Origin of the sequence: Paracidobacterium acidisoli, assembly GCF_003428625.2 — a bacterium.
GTDB lineage: Bacteria > Acidobacteriota > Terriglobia > Terriglobales > Acidobacteriaceae > Paracidobacterium > Paracidobacterium acidisoli.
Genome location: NZ_QVQT02000002.1, coordinates 457,396 through 474,897, shown reverse-complemented (window position 1 = coordinate 474,897; position 17,502 = coordinate 457,396). Strand labels below are relative to the sequence as shown.

The following is a 17,502-nucleotide window of genomic DNA, read 5'->3' as shown; positions in this document are numbered from 1 at the left end:
CTTACTCCTCGTCAAAAATCCTGGCGGTAAAAGCCTCTGCCGCCACTTCAAGCTCCAGCGTCCCGCGCCGGTCGCTCAGCGCCACCAGGCTGTCCGCGCCGATGCGATACTCGCCGCGCTCCAGAACCCGCTCGGGGCCGGGATCATCCTCATATAGTGTCCACGTTCCGGCGCCGTTCTCCGTGGAAAACTCAAGCACCAGAATTTTTTGCCCGTTGCGCAGCGTCAGACGCCCCGCTCCATCTTTCAGAGCGTCTTCATCCACCAGCGTCCTGCCTGTGGGACGCGCCATATCATGCGCTGCCACATACGATCGAACAACAGAAACAAAGGAAATCCAAAGTTCCCGCAACACCAAAGCATCTCCGCCGAAGGCGGGTCCGCCCGTGCGGCCAGTGCTCATCGGTCGATCTCACCCAGGACGATATCGATCGACCCGATCACCGCGACCACGTCCGCGATCAGCTTGCCTTTGCACATCGTCTCCAGCGCCTGCAGCGTGGCAAACGAAGGGTTGCGCATGTGCACGCGGTACGGCTTGGCCGTGCCATCGCTGACTACGTAGTAGCCCATCTCGCCGCGCGGCGATTCGACGCCCTGATAGACCTCGCCCGCCGGCACCTGAAACCCTTCGGTCACGATCTTGAAGTGATAGATCAGCGATTCCATCTGGGTCTTCATCTTTTCGCGGTCCGGCAGCACCACCTTCGGCGCATTCGCCTTGATGTCGCCCTCCGGCATGCCGTCCAGCGCCTGCTGGCAGATCTTCACCGACTCGCGCATCTCCTGGATGCGGACGATATATCGCGCCCACACATCGCAGTCATTCGAGACCGGCACATTGAATTTGAACTTGTCGTAGCCCGAGTAGGGCATGTCGCGGCGAAGATCCCAGTCCACGCCCGAGGCGCGCAGCGGCGGTCCGGTCACGCCCAGCGCAATCGCATCCTCGGCGCTCAGGTGTCCCACGCCCTTGAGGCGGTTGAAGAAGATCGGATTGCCGGTCAGCAGGTTTTCGTATTCGTCGATCTTCTCAGGCAGGATTTTGACCAGCGCCTGCACGCGGTCAAAGAAATCCAGCGTCGACTCCAGCGCCAGTCCGCCCACGCGGAAATAAGACGTCATCATGCGCTGACCGGAGATGTTTTCGAAGATGCGCAGAATCTCTTCGCGCTCGCGGAAGGTATAGAGAAAAACCGTCAGCGCGCCGATATCCATCGCGTGCGTGCCCAGCCATACCAGGTGCGAATTCAGCCGCGTCAGCTCATTCAGCAGCACGCGCATCCACTGCGCCCGGTCGGGAATTTCCAGCTGCAGCAGCTTCTCGACGGCCAGACAGTACGCCAGGTTATTGGTCATCGGACACAGATAGTCGATCCGGTCCGTCATCGGAACCACCTGCTGATAGAACTTCGCCTCGCAGGTCTTCTCGATGCCTGTATGCAGATAACCGATATCAGGAACGACCCGGATGACCGTCTCGCCATCGATCTCGATGACCAGACGCAGCACGCCGTGGGTGGACGGGTGCTGCGGCCCCATGTTCAGGACCATCGTGCGGTCCTTTGAGCCTTCCTCCGGACGCGGCGTAATCAGCGTCGACGTGGCGACAAACTCAGGCAGATTTCCCATCAGCGGTAGCCCTCCACCGGATAATCCTTGCGCAGCGGGTGGCCTTCCCATTCTTCCGGCATCATGATACGCCGCAGCCACGGATGGCCGTGAAAACGCACTCCGAAGAGATCCCACACTTCGCGCTCGTAGTAATTGGCCGAAGGCCAGATGCTGGTAATGCTGTCCACCGAAGGATCGTCGCTGCCGACGCGCACATGCAGCCGCACCCGCTCCTTCAGGCGATGCGAAAGAATATGATAGGTCACCTGAAAACGAGGCTCGAGAGGATACCAGTCCACGCAGGTCACATCTTCGAGAAAGTTGTATCCGGCCAGCTGCAGGGTGCGGCAAACGGTGCGGATCAGGCCGCTGTCCACGATCAGCGTCAGCTCATCGCGATCGAATTTTGCGTCGGTAACCGCTTCGGGATGGGCTGCGCGCAGTGCGGCGATGGCCGTGTTCTGCGCGTGTGCTTCAAAAACTGCGTCTTTACCATGCAGCGCGTCTGCCATATTTGCCCTTAGATATCCGCCTTGTCTGTGGCCCAGTCGAGAATGCCCTTCTTCCATACGTAGAAGACGCCGACCACGACGAAGCCCAGGTACACCAGCATCTCCCAGAAACCGAAAAGAGGTGAGCCCGTGATGTGCGGCAGCTGGCGATAGATCACCGCCCAGGGAATCATGAAGACCGCTTCGACGTCGAAGAGAATGAACAGCATCGCCACCATGTAGAAGCGGACCGAAAATCGTCCGCGCGCATCACCCTCGGCGGGGATGCCGCACTCATACGCTTCCAGCTTGGCTTTGGTATTGCGATGGCGCCCGATGAACCAGGAAAAGGTCGTCATCGAGCACGCCATGCCCACTGCGACCAGAATCTGTATCAGCAGGGGAATGTAATTCCATGTATAAGGATGGGTCTGCATGGTGCTCAGGCACTCTCCGGAGGCAACCGCACATAACCTCCATTTCGACTCTAAGTCTGTGACTGTCAAGAGTCAAGTTACTGCGCAGTAACACGGGATTTCAGCATTCGTAAAGCACATGCTGCGCCTGGTTTTCCGCCGTGATTTTCATTTATGGTGCGCGGACTCATCGCTGTCGTGACGGATTACGGCGCCTGGTTTGCTGTGACCACGCCGCCGGTAAATGCAAAAAGCGAATGGTCTTCTTCAGGCTTTGTATATCAGTTCTCAGCGAAGGTTTCTTTGGAGCGTCAAGGCCTGGGACTCAGCAATCTCGCCGCTTACACGCCCAGTTGTTCCGCCGCCAGCGCAGTGCCTTTGACCCGGGCCGCGATTTTGGCGAAGGCGATTTCACGCGCAGTGGAGACGTCATCGGCGAAGGGCGAAAAGCCGCAGTCGTCGGTCGTGCCCAGCTGCCATTCCGGAGGCAGAAAGAAGGCTGCCTCGATCACGCGATCACGCACCTGCTGCGGCTTTTCCACGATGGGAGAGATCGGATCGATGACGCCGATGAAGATCTTGTGCTGTCTGCCGGCCAGCTGGCTGATCAGCCGCAGAAGCGGTCTGCGGTCGGGCTCGCTCGCCATCTGGAGGTAAAACCTTCCGACTTTCATCTCGAAGAGATCGGGCAGAAGTGCCGTGTAGTCCACATCGGCGGAGTGCGTGGCATCGCGGTCGCTGCCCTGGCAGACATGCACGCCGATTTTCCTGCGCTCTTCGGGGGTAAAGTGCTCCAGCACGCGGTTATTCAGCGCGACGAACTGGCGCAGCAGGCCGCCGGAGGGGTCAAGCTTCAGCGAGAGCCGCCCTTCGGTGAAGTCGATCTGAACGATATCGGCTCCGGCATCGAAGGCGGAGCGAATGTCCGCTTCGGCCTCGCGTACCAGGTCTTCGAGGAAAGATTCGCGCGGATAGCCGGAAAGACCCTTTTCCGGATAAAGCAGACTGAGCGCCGAGGCCGATATGACGGCCTGTTTCAGCGGCAGAGAAGTAAACTGCCTGGCGCGCCGAACGAATTCACCGGATTTGTGGCCGTAATGAAACGGTCCCTGTGTCAGCCGTGGAAGCTGGCGCGTGTGTCCGTCGCTGAAGGGAATGATCACGCCATCGGGCGCCAGATGATCGATGCCGTCGAGCGGGTAGGTGGCGAAGCTCGATTTGCACTGCTCGCCATCGGTAACGACGGGCGAGCCGGTCTCTTCGAACCGCTGCAATGTGTCGCGCACGACGTCGTCGCAGGCGGAATCCAGTGCTTCCCGGGTGGTCATGCCGGCCGCGAACGACTGCATGGTCTGCAGCAGAGCGGCGGGACGAGGAATACTGCCGATCGGTTCGGTGTGGATGGCCATGGGCCGGAGTGTAGCCGGATGCGCGCCGGACCGCAAACGGTCAGAGCGCAGCCGACGGCCGCTGGCGCGGATCGCAGACGGGCAGAGCGAGCGTGGCCACGGCCAGCACGCCGGCCAGCATCACGCCCTCTTCCACCAGCACCGAGGTGTGGTGCAGCCGGTTGAAGGCCACGCGGTCGGGGTTGTTTTCCGGAACCGCGTCGACCGAGCCGCCGGCGGCGATGCGGTAACCCTCCATGCGCGGAATGATGGAAAACTGCGAAAACGCTGTGAAGCCAAGCATGATCAGAACGAGAACGATGGGGGCTGCGACCAGCTTCGAATAAGCGCGGGCACGCCATCCGGCGAGCAGCAGAACAATGATCAGCGTTCCGGCGCAGAGTCCTTCATAGTGAAGAACGCGCAGGCATTTGGCCACCACTGTTCCGGCGATGTGTGTGTCCGCAACGGTGCTGAAGGCAGCCCAGGCGGTGACGGGGAAGAACATGACTCCGCCCAGCCACAACACCAGCAGCAGCCAGACCAGCGCGCGAATCGCAGTTCTCATAGTGCTGCCAGTATAGCGGCGGCGTGATGGCCGCCGCCCAGGCTTGCTGCCGCCTTACCGGTTGACCGAGCCGTAAAGGCTGGGGCGTCCGATCAGCCGCTCGATCCGTTTGGCGATGGGCGGATGAGTGGAGAAGAGGCTGGCGAAGTCGCCGCGGCTGAGCAGCGGCTGCACGATGAACAGATGCGCGGTCGAGGGCGATGCAGCCATCGGCAGGCGCTTCGAGTAGGCGTCGATCTTTTCGAGCGCGCTGGCAAGAGCGTACGGATTGCCGGTGATGTGCGCGCCTGTGGCGTCGGCTTCGTATTCGCGGGAGCGCGAAACGGCGAGCTGGATCAGCATGGCTGCGACGGGCGCGAGGAAGAGCATGAGCAGCGCGCCGATGCCGCCACCTCCGCGCTCGCGGTCACGGCCGCCTCCACCGAAGCCGCCGAAGAGCGAGGCCCAGTAGCCCATGCGGGCGAGCAGAGTAATGGCTCCGGCGAGGGTAGCGGCGATGGAGCTGGTGAGGATGTCGCGGTTGCGGACGTGGCCCAGCTCATGCGCGAGGACGCCTTCGAGCTCTTCGTCGGTCAGCAGATTGAGAATGCCGTGCGTGACCGCGACCGAGGCGTGCTGCGGATTGCGGCCGGTGGCGAAGGCATTGGGCGAGTCGGTGGGAATGACGTACATCTTCGGCATGGGGATGCCCATGCGCTGTGTCATGCGCTCGACGACCTGATACGCGCGGGGCAGCTGCTCGCGCGTGACCGGCTGCGCGCGATACATGCTGAGCGCCAGCTTGTCGGAGTAGAAGTAGCTGAAGAAGTTCATCCCCGCCGCAAAGATGAAGGCGAGGATCATGCCGTTCTCACCGCCGAAGTGGCCGCCGATGAAGATCAGCAGCAGGGTGAGGGCAGTCAGGAGAAACGCAGTCTTGAGAGTATTCATGTCAGCCCGCCTCCCTGAAGCAGGCCTTCATGAATATTCTCGCATAAAATGTGAGTGCATCGTTATAAGAATCGGGGCGATGCGCGTAACTCGCTTGTTTCCCTAGCGTTCTGCGATCTTGTCCAGCAGATCGTAGAACTCGGGGAAGGAGACGGAGGCGGATTCGGCGCCGTGGATGACGGTCTCTCCCTCGGCGCGCAGAGCGGCGATGGAGAAGGCCATGGCGATGCGGTGATCGTCGCCGGAGTCGATCTCGGCTCCGTGCAGCTTCTGGCCGCCGGGCACGTCGAGGCCGTCCTCGAACTCTTCGACTTCGGCACCCATGGCGCGAAGGTTCTGCGCGACGAGAGCGATGCGGTCAGACTCCTTGATACGGAGCTCTTTGGCGTCGCGGATGCGGATGCCGTGCTGCGTGTACGGAGCGATGGCGGCGAGAACGGGAAGCTCGTCGATGAGCTGCGCGGCGAGGGCTCCGGAGATGGTGGTGCCGGTCATGCCGTTTAACGGTCCGTTGACCTGGACGGTGCCGATGAGCTCGCTGGCCTTGTCTTCCAGATCGAGCACGCCGATGTGGGCTCCGAGCGCGGTGAGCACGTCGAGCAGCGTGGCGCGGGTGGGGTTGAGGCCGAGGCCGTCGAAGATGAGATTGGAGCCGGGGAAGAGGGCGGCGGCGCAGAGAAAGAAGGCGGCGGAGGAGATGTCGCCGGGAACCGCGGCCTCGATGGCCTGAAGCTGCTGGCCGCCGGCGATGGAGACGGAGTCGGCGGTGCGGTCGACGGTGGCGCCGAAGGCGCGGAGCGCCAGCTCGCCGTGATCGCGGGTGCGGAGGGCTTCGCGGACGGTGGTGGTGCCGGGCGCCTGCAGACCGGCGAAGAGCACGGCGGTCTTGACCTGGGCGCTGGGCACAGGGGTGGTGTAGTCGATGGCGGTGAGCGGCGCGCCCTGAATGGTGAGGGGCGCATGACCCTCGGTGAGCGTGATCCCGGCGCCCATCTGCGAGAGCGGTTTGCGGATGCGCTCCATGGGACGGCGGCTGAGCGATGCGTCGCCGATAAGGGTGAAGATGCCGGTCTGCGCGGCGAGCAGGCCGGAGAGCATGCGGATAGTCGAGCCGGAGTTGCCGCAGTCGAGGTGACCGGAGGGCTGCGCAAATGCGCCGCCGGTGCCGGTGATTTCGACGGCTCTGCCCTCTCCGCGGGTGACCGTTGCGCCGAGGGCCGCGGCGCAGCCGAGGCTGTTAGCGCAGTCGGCGCCGGTGGAGTAGTTGGTCAGCTTTGTAGTGCCGTGAGCGAAGGCGCCAAGCAGGGCGTAGCGATGGGAGATGCTTTTGTCTCCGGGGAGGCGAAGGCTTCCGCCGATGCCGCGGGCGGGCGTAATGAGGCGTTCGGTCGTAGTTCCGTGCAAGGCGACTCCGATGGATTCTGTTTGAGTTCTATCGTATCGCCTTTCGCGGCGGTTCTGCCCGGTCTCGGTTTATCCCCTGACTTCGGCCGGGATGACAAATCTAAAAACTGTGCTGCATGAAAGCTTCTAGAAGCCGGGAGGGTTTTCGTCTGCGACGTTGAAGGCGTGCTCGAGGGCGAGGCCGGCCTGGGCTAAGGTGCCTTCGTCGAAGAGTCGGCCGATGAGGGTGATGCCGTGCGGGACGCGGCGGGGTGGGGAGAATTTCGGCAGCGGGTGCGCGGGGTCGGGCGCCCAGTCGCTGCGGGCCTGGGTGATTTCGATAAAGCCGGCGCGGAGAGTGAGCGAGGGATGACCGGTGTTGTTGGTGATGACGAGCATCTCGTCGCGCAGGGAAGGCACGAGGAGCAGATCGACATCGGCGAAGACGGTCGCCATGTGCTGGGCGACTTTGCGGCGGAGGCGGTCGGCCTGGACGAAGTCGACGGCGGAGAGAAAACGCGCCTGACGGAAGGCGTTGGGCCAGGCGTCGGGCACCTGCATTTTGAGCTGATCGACCTGGTGGCTGAGGGTGAGATCTTCAAACGCGGCGGCGCCTTCGGCGAAGAGGAGGAGGTTCAGCGAGTCGTACGGCCAGTCGGGGAGGGTGAGCTCGACGGGCGTCATACCGATGCGCTGGATGGTTTCGAGGGCGGCGCGATCGACATCCGTGGCGGGGTCTTCGTGCATCCACGCAGGGAAGTATCCGACGCGCAGGCCGGTGACGGGTGCGGTTGCGTTGAAGGCCAGCGTGGAGGGGACGGAGGCGACGTCGCCGGGGTCGGGTCCGGAGATGGTGTTGAGGACGAGGATGGCGTCTTCGACGTGGCGCGTCATGGGGCCGAGTTTGTCGAGGGACCAGCAGAGGGTCATGGCTCCGGTGCGCGCGACGCGGCCGTAGGTGGGGCGCAGGCCGGTGATGCCGCAGCGCATGGAGGGGCCGATGATGCTGCCTCCGGTTTCACTGCCGATGGCGAAGGCGACGAGGCCCGCGGCGGTTGCCGCTCCGGGACCGGCGCTGGAGCCGGAGGAGCCTTCTTCGAGAAGCCAGGGGTTCATGGTCTGGCCGCCGAACCAGATGTCGTTGAGCGCGAGGGCTCCGAGGCTGAGCTTGGCGACGAGCACGGCTCCGGCGTCGTTGAGGCGGCGGACGACGGTGCTGTCGGCTGTGGGGACGCGGTTGCGGAAGGGCTCGGCTCCCCAGGTGGTGGGGATGCCGGCGGTGTCGAGCAGGTCTTTTACGCCGTACGGGATGCCGTGGAGCGGTCCGCGGTAATGGCCTGCGGCGATTTCGGCGTCGGCGTTGCGAGCCCGCTGGAGCGCATGGTCGCGGGTGAGGGTGATGACACAGCGCAGCATGGGATTGAAGCGGTTGAGGCGGTCGAGGTAGATGGTGGTAAGGCGCTCGCAGGTGAGCCTGCGGGTTTCGATCCAGCGCGAGAGCTGGGCGACGGAAGAGAAGGCGATGGCCTCGTCGGTGGAGGGGAGCGGGGTGTTGGGATCGGCGCTGCGGGTGAAGGTGTTGCTGCCTCGATGAACAGTGATGCCGGGGAGGGCGGCGTTCCAGACGGTGGCGGGCGCGAGACCGGGTTCGAGAGCGATTTTGCGCGGGCCGCTGCGGCGCTCGAGGAGCGGAGCCATCTGCATGCGCCAGTTGAGGGCGGCTTCGGCGCGGTCGTGCGGGGTCATCTCGACCTGCACGAGCTTTTCGGCTTCGGCGAAGGTGGTCGCGGAGACTTCCGGGCCGACGGGGGGAGCGGTTCCGAAGGCGGGCGGAGTGCCGGGCACGGGCTGCTGCGACTGTGTGGGCGTCTGAGCGGCGGCGATGGCGGTGCCGAGAAGACCGAGGGCGCTGGTGGCGAGGAAATCTCTGCGCGAGGCTGGCATGGTGGTCCTTTTTTGCGTAACAGCGAAACCGCAGGATGACAAATTAAAACATGTGGCCACGGAGTTGTGGTTTTTCGCTCTTTGCTTCGCAAAAAAAGTTCCGCAAAATTTCTCTCTGAAATTACAGGCTCTTTTTCCTTTAGGGGTGTCCAGAGGGATATTTCTTTGGGGGAGGGAAAAGCGGTGAGATTGTGAGACCAGAGCGGCTGTTGACGTCAACCGAATGCTCTACCGGAAATACCCTCGTTTGTTAACCAACAACGCGCTGATGCGAAAATCTACCTGGTTTTATTAAAGGTTTCCATGAACGAGTTCCGCTGACCTGAAAGATCTGAAGCGATGCAAACGCAATTTCTTCCAGATGTTTTTGCTTCGTAAAGCATGGTATCGGCACATTGAATGAGTTCCTCGATCGTGCCGTCGATGGACGGGTAAGCTGTCGCTGCTCCGATGCTCACAGAGACAGGTCGCTTAGTTTCCGGGAGTCTAAGCGTTTCTACCGCCGCTCTGATTCTCTCGCCGACATGCGCCGCTCCCTGAGAAGGAGTATAGGGCAGAAGAACTATGAACTCTTCGCCGCCATATCGTCCTGCAAAATCTCGCGGACGTTCCAGTGATTGTTGTAAAAGAGCAGCGACAAGAGCGATAAGTGCATCCCCTGCCGGATGTCCAAATTCATCGTTGTAGGACTTGAAATGGTCGAGATCGATCATCAGCAGCGATAGTGGATCTCTCTGTCGAAAAGCAATCGACCACTCCTGTCGCAAACGTCCCTCAACCGTTCTGCGATTCGGCAGTTGACTGAGGAAATCTGTTTCCGCCAGCTTCTCCATTTCGCGATAAGAATCCTGTAGAAACTGTTGGAGTTTCTCTCGTTCTCTCAGGGTGGCGCCCACGGCATATATGGTCACGACTAAAACAATAAGAAAAAGCTGTAGCAGGAGAACGCCGTGGACCACGTGCCCAGAATGAAACAGCGAAAAGGGGCCATGTTCATAGGAGGTAAGATACGCTGCGGGAATCGCCAGGAGTACAACTGCGATCGCAGCCACCGATGTTCCCAGACGAAAGAGCATAAGGAGAAGAACAGGAAATATCAGGAACGTGATGGGTGCCTCGTTCTGCATAAAGATATACAGTGAAAGCGCCACAAAGCCTCCCAATAAGGCAAAGCTTTCGATCCATCGCCGTCTCACAAAGAAACGCTTTAACTCCGCAGGCTCTATAAGCAACACCAGAGGGGTCATAATGGCGATGCCGAGAACATCGCCGATATAGAGATCCCGCATATAGATGAGCGTGTCCGAGAAAAGCGAATGAATGAAAATTAAATGGACAACTCCGATGACCAACGGACGAGATATGGGTGCTATTACTGCTGCGCCGATGAAAAACCAGAGGAAGTTCCTGACCTGCATCAGGTCAATATTTTTGGATTTATGCGCTTGCAGAAAAAGTATCGCTAAGGTCATTTCAATGATGGTTCCGAGCACCCATCCCGTGTCGACTGCCAGGGGAAAGTGAAAAAAGATGTCCATCAGATAGTTGAGAATCGAGACCTCCAGCAGGTAAAGTCCCCACATTCTCTTTGGTGCACGCAACATCATCCCAAGCAGAATGCCATTCGCGGGCCAGATGACATCAGCATTGGCTCTGGAATGGCCCAGGATCATCGCTTCCACGACTGCCGCTACATAAAACACACCTAATAGAAGGAGTTGCAGTATTTCGGATCTTGTGAACCCTGGTTTCTGCATTTTCTCGGTTATTTGTGTATGCAATGTGCCTGCATGATCGGGAGCCATCAACCCTCCTCACCCCAACTATGGCTACTCCAGGCTTCGTTCTCAATCCAATCCAGAATGAACGATCATCACACTAACACAGAGGTGAGGCAATGGGCCGCTGTGGCGCAGCTTCAGGGCACGTTGATCCGTGGAAACAGCTTTGTCCCCTCATACCTCAGACCGCTTCGGAATATCCCGTATGTGGCGTGGAACAATTTCCTCGCGACGGCAATGAGTGCGTGCTTCGCTCAGGATGACAAAGTTTAAGTGTGGGTGATCCCATGTGTCCGAAGATCCGGACCTTTCGGCTGCGCTCAGGGCAGGCTATGGGGCACCCGGGCATTCGGGCTGTGGCGGGTAGAAGTTTACAGGCTTCTGCCTGTACGGGTGTTTTACAATCGCGCTGATGGCCGATCCTGATCCGAAAACGCCGCCTGCGCGCAAAACCCGCTCCGGATGGAACTGGCTGCTCTTCGTTCCGCTGCTGGCGCTGATGTTTCCCGGCGTGTATGCGCGGCAGACGCCGGAGCTCTTCGGCTTTCCGTTTTTCTACTGGTACCAGATGGGTTGGATTCTGGTGACGGGGCTGATCACCGCGGTGGTGTATCTGGTAGTGAAAGAGGACGTGTAAGGCGGCTCTGCCCCCGCGGGCAGGCGTTTCATGATGAGCCGGTGTTGCTTTTCTGCGATTCCGCTCGAATTCCACTCTTATTGACCTGAAATTACTGGCTGACCTGCGAGAGGCGGCGGATGGCCTCGTCGACGCGCGAGATCAATGCCGACTGGCTGCCCCTGAGCTGGCGCTGCAGGCTGCGGTATTTCTCGATGGCGTCGGCATTTTTCTCCGAGATCTCGAGGATTTCCGCCTGAATGAACTCTCCTTCCGGTCCTGAGGGAGGATTGGCACCCTGAGACTGCGCGAGCCATTGCCAGGTGGCCCATGCGTCCTCGGCGGAGACGGCGGAGAGCGTTTCTTCGAGCTCGGTCTGCTGATTCATGGCTGGGTTGCAGGCAAAGGTGAGGATGCGATGCGCCTGGTCGTGATCGATGGGCTCGCCGTGCTTTCTCATGTCGTCGGCGGCGCGGAAGAGCTCGGCGCGCGCGCCGGGGGTCTCGTTATAGATAAGACCGCCGAGCTGCATGCGGCGCACGAGGGGCCGGGCCTTTCCTGTATTGACGGCGGTGCTGAAGTGTTCGATGGCCTCGTGAAAGCTGCCGCCGGTCTGCAGCATGACGTTGGCCAGCATGGCGTTGGCGTAGACATTGGATTCGTCGATGGCCAGCGCCGACTGCAGGTTCTGCTGCGCGACAGAGCCGTACTCCCGCTGCGCGATGTGCCAGTTGAGCCAGTGGGCCCACCCGATGTGGGCGAGCACGTCGGCGGAGCGGTCGGCATGGTTGCGGGCGAGTCCGGCATCGAGGATGGGGAGGATCTCGTCGAGCTTTGCGGCGGCGAGAGCAGAGGTCTGGTGGGTATCGTCGCCGAGGACCTGAAAGTTTTCGACCCAGAGCATGGCGGCGTTGAGCTGATCGTCGAGAGCCCGGTTGTTCTGCGGATCGGCCTTGAGAATCTCCTGCGCGGAGTGAATGGACTCCTCGTATTCGCCGCGCTGGAGCTGGCTTTCGGCGATGGCGAACTGTGTTTTGAACTCCTGCCGACGGTTGTGGCGATCGTTCAGCCAGCGAACCCCGCCGAGGATGCTGGCGCCGAGCGCGATGACGGCGCTGGCTGCGCCCACCCACGTCATGATGCGTTTGAGGCGGTCCGGCTTTTCGCGGACCTGAGACTGATGGCAGTGCGAACAGACTGTCGCGTCGGCAGGAATCAGCTCCCGGCAGGCAATGCAGGGCTTCTTCGCTTCAGATACGGTTGCCACAGATGTCGTCCCTTCAGAATCTGGTTTATGCCGGAGGGAGCAGCATATACAGACAGAAACGCCGGGGGTGCCGGCGTTTTCGCCATCCGAGAAAAGCTTAAGGCATTTTCCGGATATCTGTAATGTTTTTTGAAGAACGGAGGGGCGCCGTCAGTAGATCCAGACCGGCTCGGGCACAAGCCGGATGCCGTACTGATGCTCGACGGCCGATGCGATGCGGTCGCGGAGGACGATGATCTCGCGGGCGGTGGCACCGCCGCGATTGATAAGAGCGAGGGTGTGGCGGCTGGAGATGCCGGCTTTGCCCAGCACATAGCCCTTGCTGAAGCCGGCATGCTCGACCAGCCAGGCGGCCGGAAGCTTGACCTTGCCGGGGCCTGCCGGGTAACGCGGCACGGGGATGGGAAACTGAGCGGCGAGGCGGGCGTAGTGATTCTCGGTGATGACGGGATTGCGGAAGAAGCTGCCCACGCTGTGGCTGTCGGGCTCGCCGGGAACGATGAGCATGCCCTTGGCGCGGCGTATCTCGCGCACGGCGGCGCTGACTTCGGCGAGCGAGGGCTGGCCGGGGTGCTTCTCAAAGCGGTTCTTCAGGTCAGCATAAGAGAGTGTCGGCGCGCCTCCGGGGCGAAGGCGGTAGTCGACGCGGGTGACGATGTAGCGGCCGCTCTCAGTGGAGTTGAAGATGCTTCTGCGATAGGAGAAGGAACAGGCAGAGGCCGGCAGATCGATGAAGGCGGCGGTAGTGAGGTCGAGCACACGCACGGCGGCGATGGTTTCGGAGACCTCCTGGCCATAGGCGCCGACGTTCTGTATGGGCGTGCCGCCGACGGTGCCGGGGATTCCGGCGAGACATTCGATACCGGCGAAGCCGCGCTCGACGGCAAACGAAACGAAGTTGTCCCAGATATCTCCGGCGGCGACCTGGAAGAGATCGTCCTGCTGCGTGATGCCCTGAAGGGTCATGTGGAGGACGAGGCCGGGAAATCCGTCGTCGGAGATAAGGACGTTGCTGCCTCCCCCCAGAACGAAGAGCGGAAGCTGGCGGTCGTGGGCGAAGCGAAGGGCCTGGATGATGGAGTCTTCGCTGTCGGCTTCGGCAAACCAGCGGGCGGTACCACCGATGCCGATGGTAGTCAGGGGAGCGAGGGGCACATTATTTCGCGGCTGCATCTGGATAGAAGGTAAACCAGGATGGGCGCTGCATGATGGATTGCGCATCGGATTAGAATCACTCTCTGGTTACTCCTGTGACCAGGAGGGTGCCGGAGCGGAAAGCGAAGCATCCAACCAGGAGAGCCGGGAGATTTCTGTTTGCGCATCGAAGGGGACATTATGAATCACGGAACGGACGCAATGCATACCATGCCGGAGCCGGCCGACACCCTGCCGGCCGATCTGTCGACACTGTGTGAGATTCACGTCAACGGATCGACGGTGCGGGCCGTGGAGGGCGAGCGGCTGATCGATGCGCTGAACCGCGTGGTGGGCGAACCGCGCGTGCCGCAGGTGTGTTACCACCCGCGGCTGGGGCCGATCCAGACCTGCGACACCTGCATGGTGGAGACAAACGGAAAGCTGGCGCGGGCGTGCGGCGCGAGCGTGGTCGCGGGGATGACGGTGGTGACGGAGTCGGCGAGGGCGCAGAATGCGCAGAAGGAGGCGTTCGACCGGATTCTGCGCAACCACATGCTGTACTGCACGGTCTGTGACAACAACAACGGCAACTGCACGGTGCACAACACGACGGCGCTGCTGGACGTTGAGCACCAGAAGTATCCATATAAGCCGAAGCCGTATGAGCAGGATCTTTCGAATCCTTTTTATCGCTACGATCCGGACCAGTGCATTTTGTGCGGGCGGTGCGTGGAGGCGTGCCAGAACGTGCAGGTGAACGAGACGCTCTCGATTCGCTGGGAGGATGAGCATCCGCGGGTGCTGTGGGATGGAGGGACGGAGATTGGCGGGTCGAGCTGCGTGTCGTGCGGGCACTGCGTGACGGTGTGTCCGTGCAATGCGCTGATGGAGAAGTCGATGATCGGCCACGCGGGCTACTTTACGGCGCTGCCGAAGAGTGCGCTGGACGGCATGATCGATGTGGTGAAGGCGGTTGAGCCGGAGATTGGCTACGGGCCGATTCTGCAGGTCTCGGAGACGGAAGCGGCGATGCGCGAGGAGCGCGTGAAGCGGACGAAGACGGTGTGCACGTACTGCGGCGTGGGCTGCAGCTTCGACGTGTGGACGGGCGGCAAGGGCGGCGACCGGCACATTCTGAAGGTGGAACCGGGCGAGGGCGCGGCGAATAATATTTCGACCTGCGTGAAGGGCAAGTTTGGATGGGATTACGTGAACAGCGAGGACAGGCTGAGGAAGCCGCTGATTCGCGAGCGCAGCGCGGAGGGCGATCGCTTTCGCGAGGCGAGCTGGGACGAGGCGCTGACGCTGATGGCGCAGCGGCTGACGCAGATCAAAGCGGAGCACGGGCCGGACGCGATCGGGCTGATCTCTTCGTCGAAGTGCACGAATGAAGAGAGCTACCTGATGCAGAAGCTGGCGCGAGCGGTGGTGGGCACGAACAACATCGACAACTGCTCGCGGTACTGCCAGTCGCCGGCGACGCAGGGGCTGTTTCGCACGGTGGGCTACGGCGGCGATTCGGGATCGATCAGCGATATTGCGCAGTCGGGGCTGGTGATGATTGTGGGCAGCAATACGGCGGAGGCGCATCCGGTGCTGGCGACGCGGGTGAAGCGGGCGCACAAGCTGCATGGGCAGAAGCTGATTGTGGCGGATTTGCGCGAGCATGAGATGGCGAGGCGCGCGGATATCTTCTTCCGGCCGTCTCCGGGGACGGACATTGTGTGGCTGTCGGCGCTGTCGCGGTGGATGTTCGACAACGGGCACGCGAAGACGGAGTTTTTATCGCAGTGGGTGAACGGCGTGGAGGAGTACAGGAAATCGCTGGAGCCGTTCACGATGGAGTACGCCGCGAAGATCTGCAAGGTGCCGCTGGAGACGCTCGAGAAGATTGCGCATGAGGTGGCCGCGACGGAGAGCATGTGCATTCTGTGGGCGATGGGCGTGACGCAGCACTGCGGCGGGTCGGACACGTCGACGGCGATCTCAAACCTGCTGCTGGTGACGGGCAACTATATGCGGCCGGGGACGGGCGCGTATCCTCTGCGCGGACACAACAATGTACAGGGAGCGAGCGACTTCGGCTCGATGCCGGCGTATTTTCCGGGATACGACAAGATCGCCGATGACGAGGCCAGAGAGCGCTACGAGCAGGGCTGGGGCGTGAAGATTCCGACGGCAAAGGGTCTCGACAACCACGAGATGGTGGACGCGATCTACGAAGGCAGGCTGAAGGCGATGTATCTGATCGGCGAAGACATGCTGAATGCGGATGCGAACGCGAATTATGTCGGCGGCGGATTCGAGCGGCTGGAGTTTTTTGTGGTGCAGGATATTTTCTTCAGCGAGACGTGCCGTTATGCGGACATTGTGCTGCCGGCGAGTCCGAGCCTGGAGAAAGAGGGAACCTTCACCAGCACGGAGCGGCGGTTTCAGCGGCTGTACGAGGTGATGGAGCCGCTGGGAGAGAGCAGGCCGGACTGGAGGATCATTCAGGAGGTTGCGAACCGGCTGGGCGCGAAGTGGAACTACTCGCATCCGGCGGATGTGATGCACGAGTCGGCGGGTCTGGCTCCGATGTTTGCGGGCGTGACGTATGACAGGCTGGCGGGATACAAGACGCTGCAGTGGCCGGTGGCGGTGGATGGAACCGACAGCCCGCTGCTGTACACGAAGGAATTCCACATGCAGGACGGCAGGGCGAAGCTGTATCCGATGGAGTGGATTGCGCCGTGCGAGACGGAGGGCGATGAGTACGATCTGCACCTGAACAATGGCCGGCTGCTGGAGCACTTTCACGAAGGCAACATGACGTATCGCGTGCCGGGCATTCATGCGGAGACGCCGGAGTGCTTTGTGGAGGTGTCTCCGGAATTGGCGAAGGAGCAGAGCCTGGTGACCGGTCAGTGGGTGGATCTGGGATCGCGGTACGGGCAGTTGAGGATGCAGGTTCTGGTGACGGACCGGGTGAGCGGGAAGCAGCTTTATCTGCCGCTGAACTCGAAGGAGCATCCGGTGAATCTGCTGACGGGCAGCTACACGGATCGGGCGACGCATACTCCCGCATATAAGGAGACGCCGGTGAAGATGACGGTGCTGCCGCTGAAGGGAAAGAGTCCGCTGCCGCGACTGAATTTTCGCAACGGCACGCCGACTCCGCAGCGCGGTGTGGAAGTAGAGCGGAAGTGGAAGCGCAGCGATTACACGATGCCGGGCGAGGGAGCGGGGAGCGGTCTGGTACAGATTCAGACGAAGTGAAAGGGACGTATGGCGAAGCCGATTGAGATTCGTCCGGTGGTGGCGGACGCGCGGGAAGAGCTGAAGCGCAGACTGGACAATGCTCCGCTGGAGCATGCGGATGCGCTGCTGTCGTGCTATGAGCTGGTGCAGCAGCTGCACGACACGGGCGTGATCGACGTGCTGCGCGGCGTGCTGGACGCGGGTGATCGCGTGGTGGAGCATGCGGTGAGCGTGGTGTCGCAGCCGGAGACAGTGCGGGCGCTGCGCAACCTGATGGTGATGGGAAAGATTCTGGGCAGCATCGATCCGGAGCTGCTGCACAGCGTGGCGGCTCTGCTGCCTGCGGAGGGTGAGAGCAGAGCGCCGGAGAAGCCTCCGTCGCTGTTCGCACTGCTGAAGCAGATGAACTCGGAGGACAGCCGGAGAGCGCTGGCGGTGACGGCGGCGCTGCTCGAAGGCGCTGGACGAGGCCTGAAGAATGGAGCCCGATGATGATCCGCATTCATAGAGAGAATGTGCTGCGCCGCTATTTTGCCCGGCAGGCGCGCCTGAAGCTGCATGCCCGCGACCTTGAGCGTATCAATGCCGCTGCTGCGCGGCTGAATGCGGAATCTGAAGATGTTCTGGAATATCAGGTGTAAGCCTGACGAGCTATGCTGGATCGCTTTCCCCGTCAAAGATGGCAGATGTGAATCGCGCTCTGAGAATGGCCCTTGATCTATAGGCT

16 protein-coding genes are annotated in these 17,502 nt (G+C 61.3%); 4 read left to right on the top strand and 12 right to left on the bottom strand.

Annotation, left to right across the window (positions count from 1 at the left end):
• Position 1 precedes the first annotated feature (1 nt).
• From D0Y96_RS05895 to D0Y96_RS05850, 10 genes are all read right to left on the bottom strand, one after another.
• Positions 2-292, bottom strand: coding sequence for a hypothetical protein (locus D0Y96_RS05895; RefSeq protein WP_147324933.1), 291 nt, complete (start codon positions 290-292; stop codon positions 2-4).
• 107 nt (positions 293-399) lie between these two features.
• On the bottom strand, positions 400-1,632 hold the full coding sequence (nuoD, locus tag D0Y96_RS05890; protein WP_117298410.1) for an NADH dehydrogenase (quinone) subunit D: 1,233 nt from the start codon (positions 1,630-1,632) through the stop codon (positions 400-402).
• Positions 1,632-2,126 carry an NADH-quinone oxidoreductase subunit C gene (locus tag D0Y96_RS05885; RefSeq protein ID WP_117298409.1) on the bottom strand — a complete coding sequence of 165 codons (495 nt, stop codon included), beginning with the start codon at positions 2,124-2,126 and terminating at the stop codon, positions 1,632-1,634. Before D0Y96_RS05885 ends, nuoD begins: the two co-directional genes overlap by 1 nt.
• 8 nt (positions 2,127-2,134) lie before the next feature.
• A complete protein-coding gene (locus D0Y96_RS05880) occupies positions 2,135-2,542 on the bottom strand; it encodes an NADH-quinone oxidoreductase subunit A (protein ID WP_117298408.1) in 408 nt (135 codons plus the stop codon).
• 320 nt (positions 2,543-2,862) lie between these two features.
• Positions 2,863-3,930, bottom strand: coding sequence for a cobalamin-independent methionine synthase II family protein (locus tag D0Y96_RS05875; RefSeq protein WP_117298407.1), 1,068 nt, complete (start codon positions 3,928-3,930; stop codon positions 2,863-2,865).
• A 40-nt stretch (positions 3,931-3,970) separates the two neighbouring features.
• Positions 3,971-4,477: a hypothetical protein gene (locus D0Y96_RS05870; protein WP_117298406.1), complete on the bottom strand. Its 507-nt coding sequence runs from the start codon at positions 4,475-4,477 to the stop codon at positions 3,971-3,973.
• 54 nt (positions 4,478-4,531) lie between these two features.
• A complete protein-coding gene (gene htpX / locus D0Y96_RS05865) occupies positions 4,532-5,407 on the bottom strand; it encodes a zinc metalloprotease HtpX (protein ID WP_117298405.1) in 876 nt (291 codons plus the stop codon).
• Between the two features lie 102 nt (positions 5,408-5,509).
• Positions 5,510-6,811, bottom strand: a complete 1,302-nt coding sequence (aroA, locus tag D0Y96_RS05860; protein ID WP_117298404.1) for a 3-phosphoshikimate 1-carboxyvinyltransferase — start codon at positions 6,809-6,811, stop codon at positions 5,510-5,512.
• A 126-nt stretch (positions 6,812-6,937) separates the two neighbouring features.
• Positions 6,938-8,734 (bottom strand): amidase, encoded by a 1,797-nt coding sequence (locus tag D0Y96_RS05855; RefSeq protein ID WP_117298403.1) that lies wholly within the window; start codon positions 8,732-8,734, stop codon positions 6,938-6,940.
• Between the two features lie 278 nt (positions 8,735-9,012).
• Positions 9,013-10,539, bottom strand: coding sequence for a sensor domain-containing diguanylate cyclase (locus D0Y96_RS05850; protein ID WP_117298402.1), 1,527 nt, complete (start codon positions 10,537-10,539; stop codon positions 9,013-9,015).
• Positions 10,540-10,927: 388 nt separating this feature from the next.
• Between D0Y96_RS05850 and D0Y96_RS05845 the strand changes: the two genes are divergently transcribed.
• Positions 10,928-11,152 (top strand): DUF3311 domain-containing protein, encoded by a 225-nt coding sequence (locus D0Y96_RS05845; RefSeq protein ID WP_117298401.1) that lies wholly within the window; start codon positions 10,928-10,930, stop codon positions 11,150-11,152.
• Positions 11,153-11,243: 91 nt separating this feature from the next.
• Here the strand turns inward: D0Y96_RS05845 and D0Y96_RS05840 are convergent, their stop codons facing one another.
• Together D0Y96_RS05840 and D0Y96_RS05835 are read right to left on the bottom strand one after the other, a co-directional pair.
• Positions 11,244-12,398 (bottom strand): tetratricopeptide repeat protein, encoded by a 1,155-nt coding sequence (locus tag D0Y96_RS05840; protein ID WP_117298400.1) that lies wholly within the window; start codon positions 12,396-12,398, stop codon positions 11,244-11,246.
• Between the two features lie 150 nt (positions 12,399-12,548).
• Positions 12,549-13,571 (bottom strand): UDP-N-acetylmuramate dehydrogenase, encoded by a 1,023-nt coding sequence (locus D0Y96_RS05835; protein WP_117298399.1) that lies wholly within the window; start codon positions 13,569-13,571, stop codon positions 12,549-12,551.
• Between the two features lie 162 nt (positions 13,572-13,733).
• Between D0Y96_RS05835 and fdhF the strand changes: the two genes are divergently transcribed.
• From fdhF to D0Y96_RS05820, 3 genes are read left to right on the top strand one after another with little or no spacing between them, the layout of a single operon-like run.
• Positions 13,734-16,793 carry a formate dehydrogenase subunit alpha gene (fdhF, locus tag D0Y96_RS05830; protein WP_434090770.1) on the top strand — a complete coding sequence of 1,020 codons (3,060 nt, stop codon included), beginning with the start codon at positions 13,734-13,736 and terminating at the stop codon, positions 16,791-16,793.
• Between the two features lie 9 nt (positions 16,794-16,802).
• Positions 16,803-17,267, top strand: coding sequence for a helical membrane plugin domain-containing protein (locus D0Y96_RS05825; RefSeq protein WP_117298398.1), 465 nt, complete (start codon positions 16,803-16,805; stop codon positions 17,265-17,267).
• On the top strand, positions 17,264-17,416 hold the full coding sequence (locus D0Y96_RS05820; protein ID WP_158562238.1) for a hypothetical protein: 153 nt from the start codon (positions 17,264-17,266) through the stop codon (positions 17,414-17,416). The genes D0Y96_RS05825 and D0Y96_RS05820 overlap by 4 nt, the downstream gene beginning before the upstream one ends.
• The last annotated feature ends 86 nt before the right edge of the window (positions 17,417-17,502 follow it).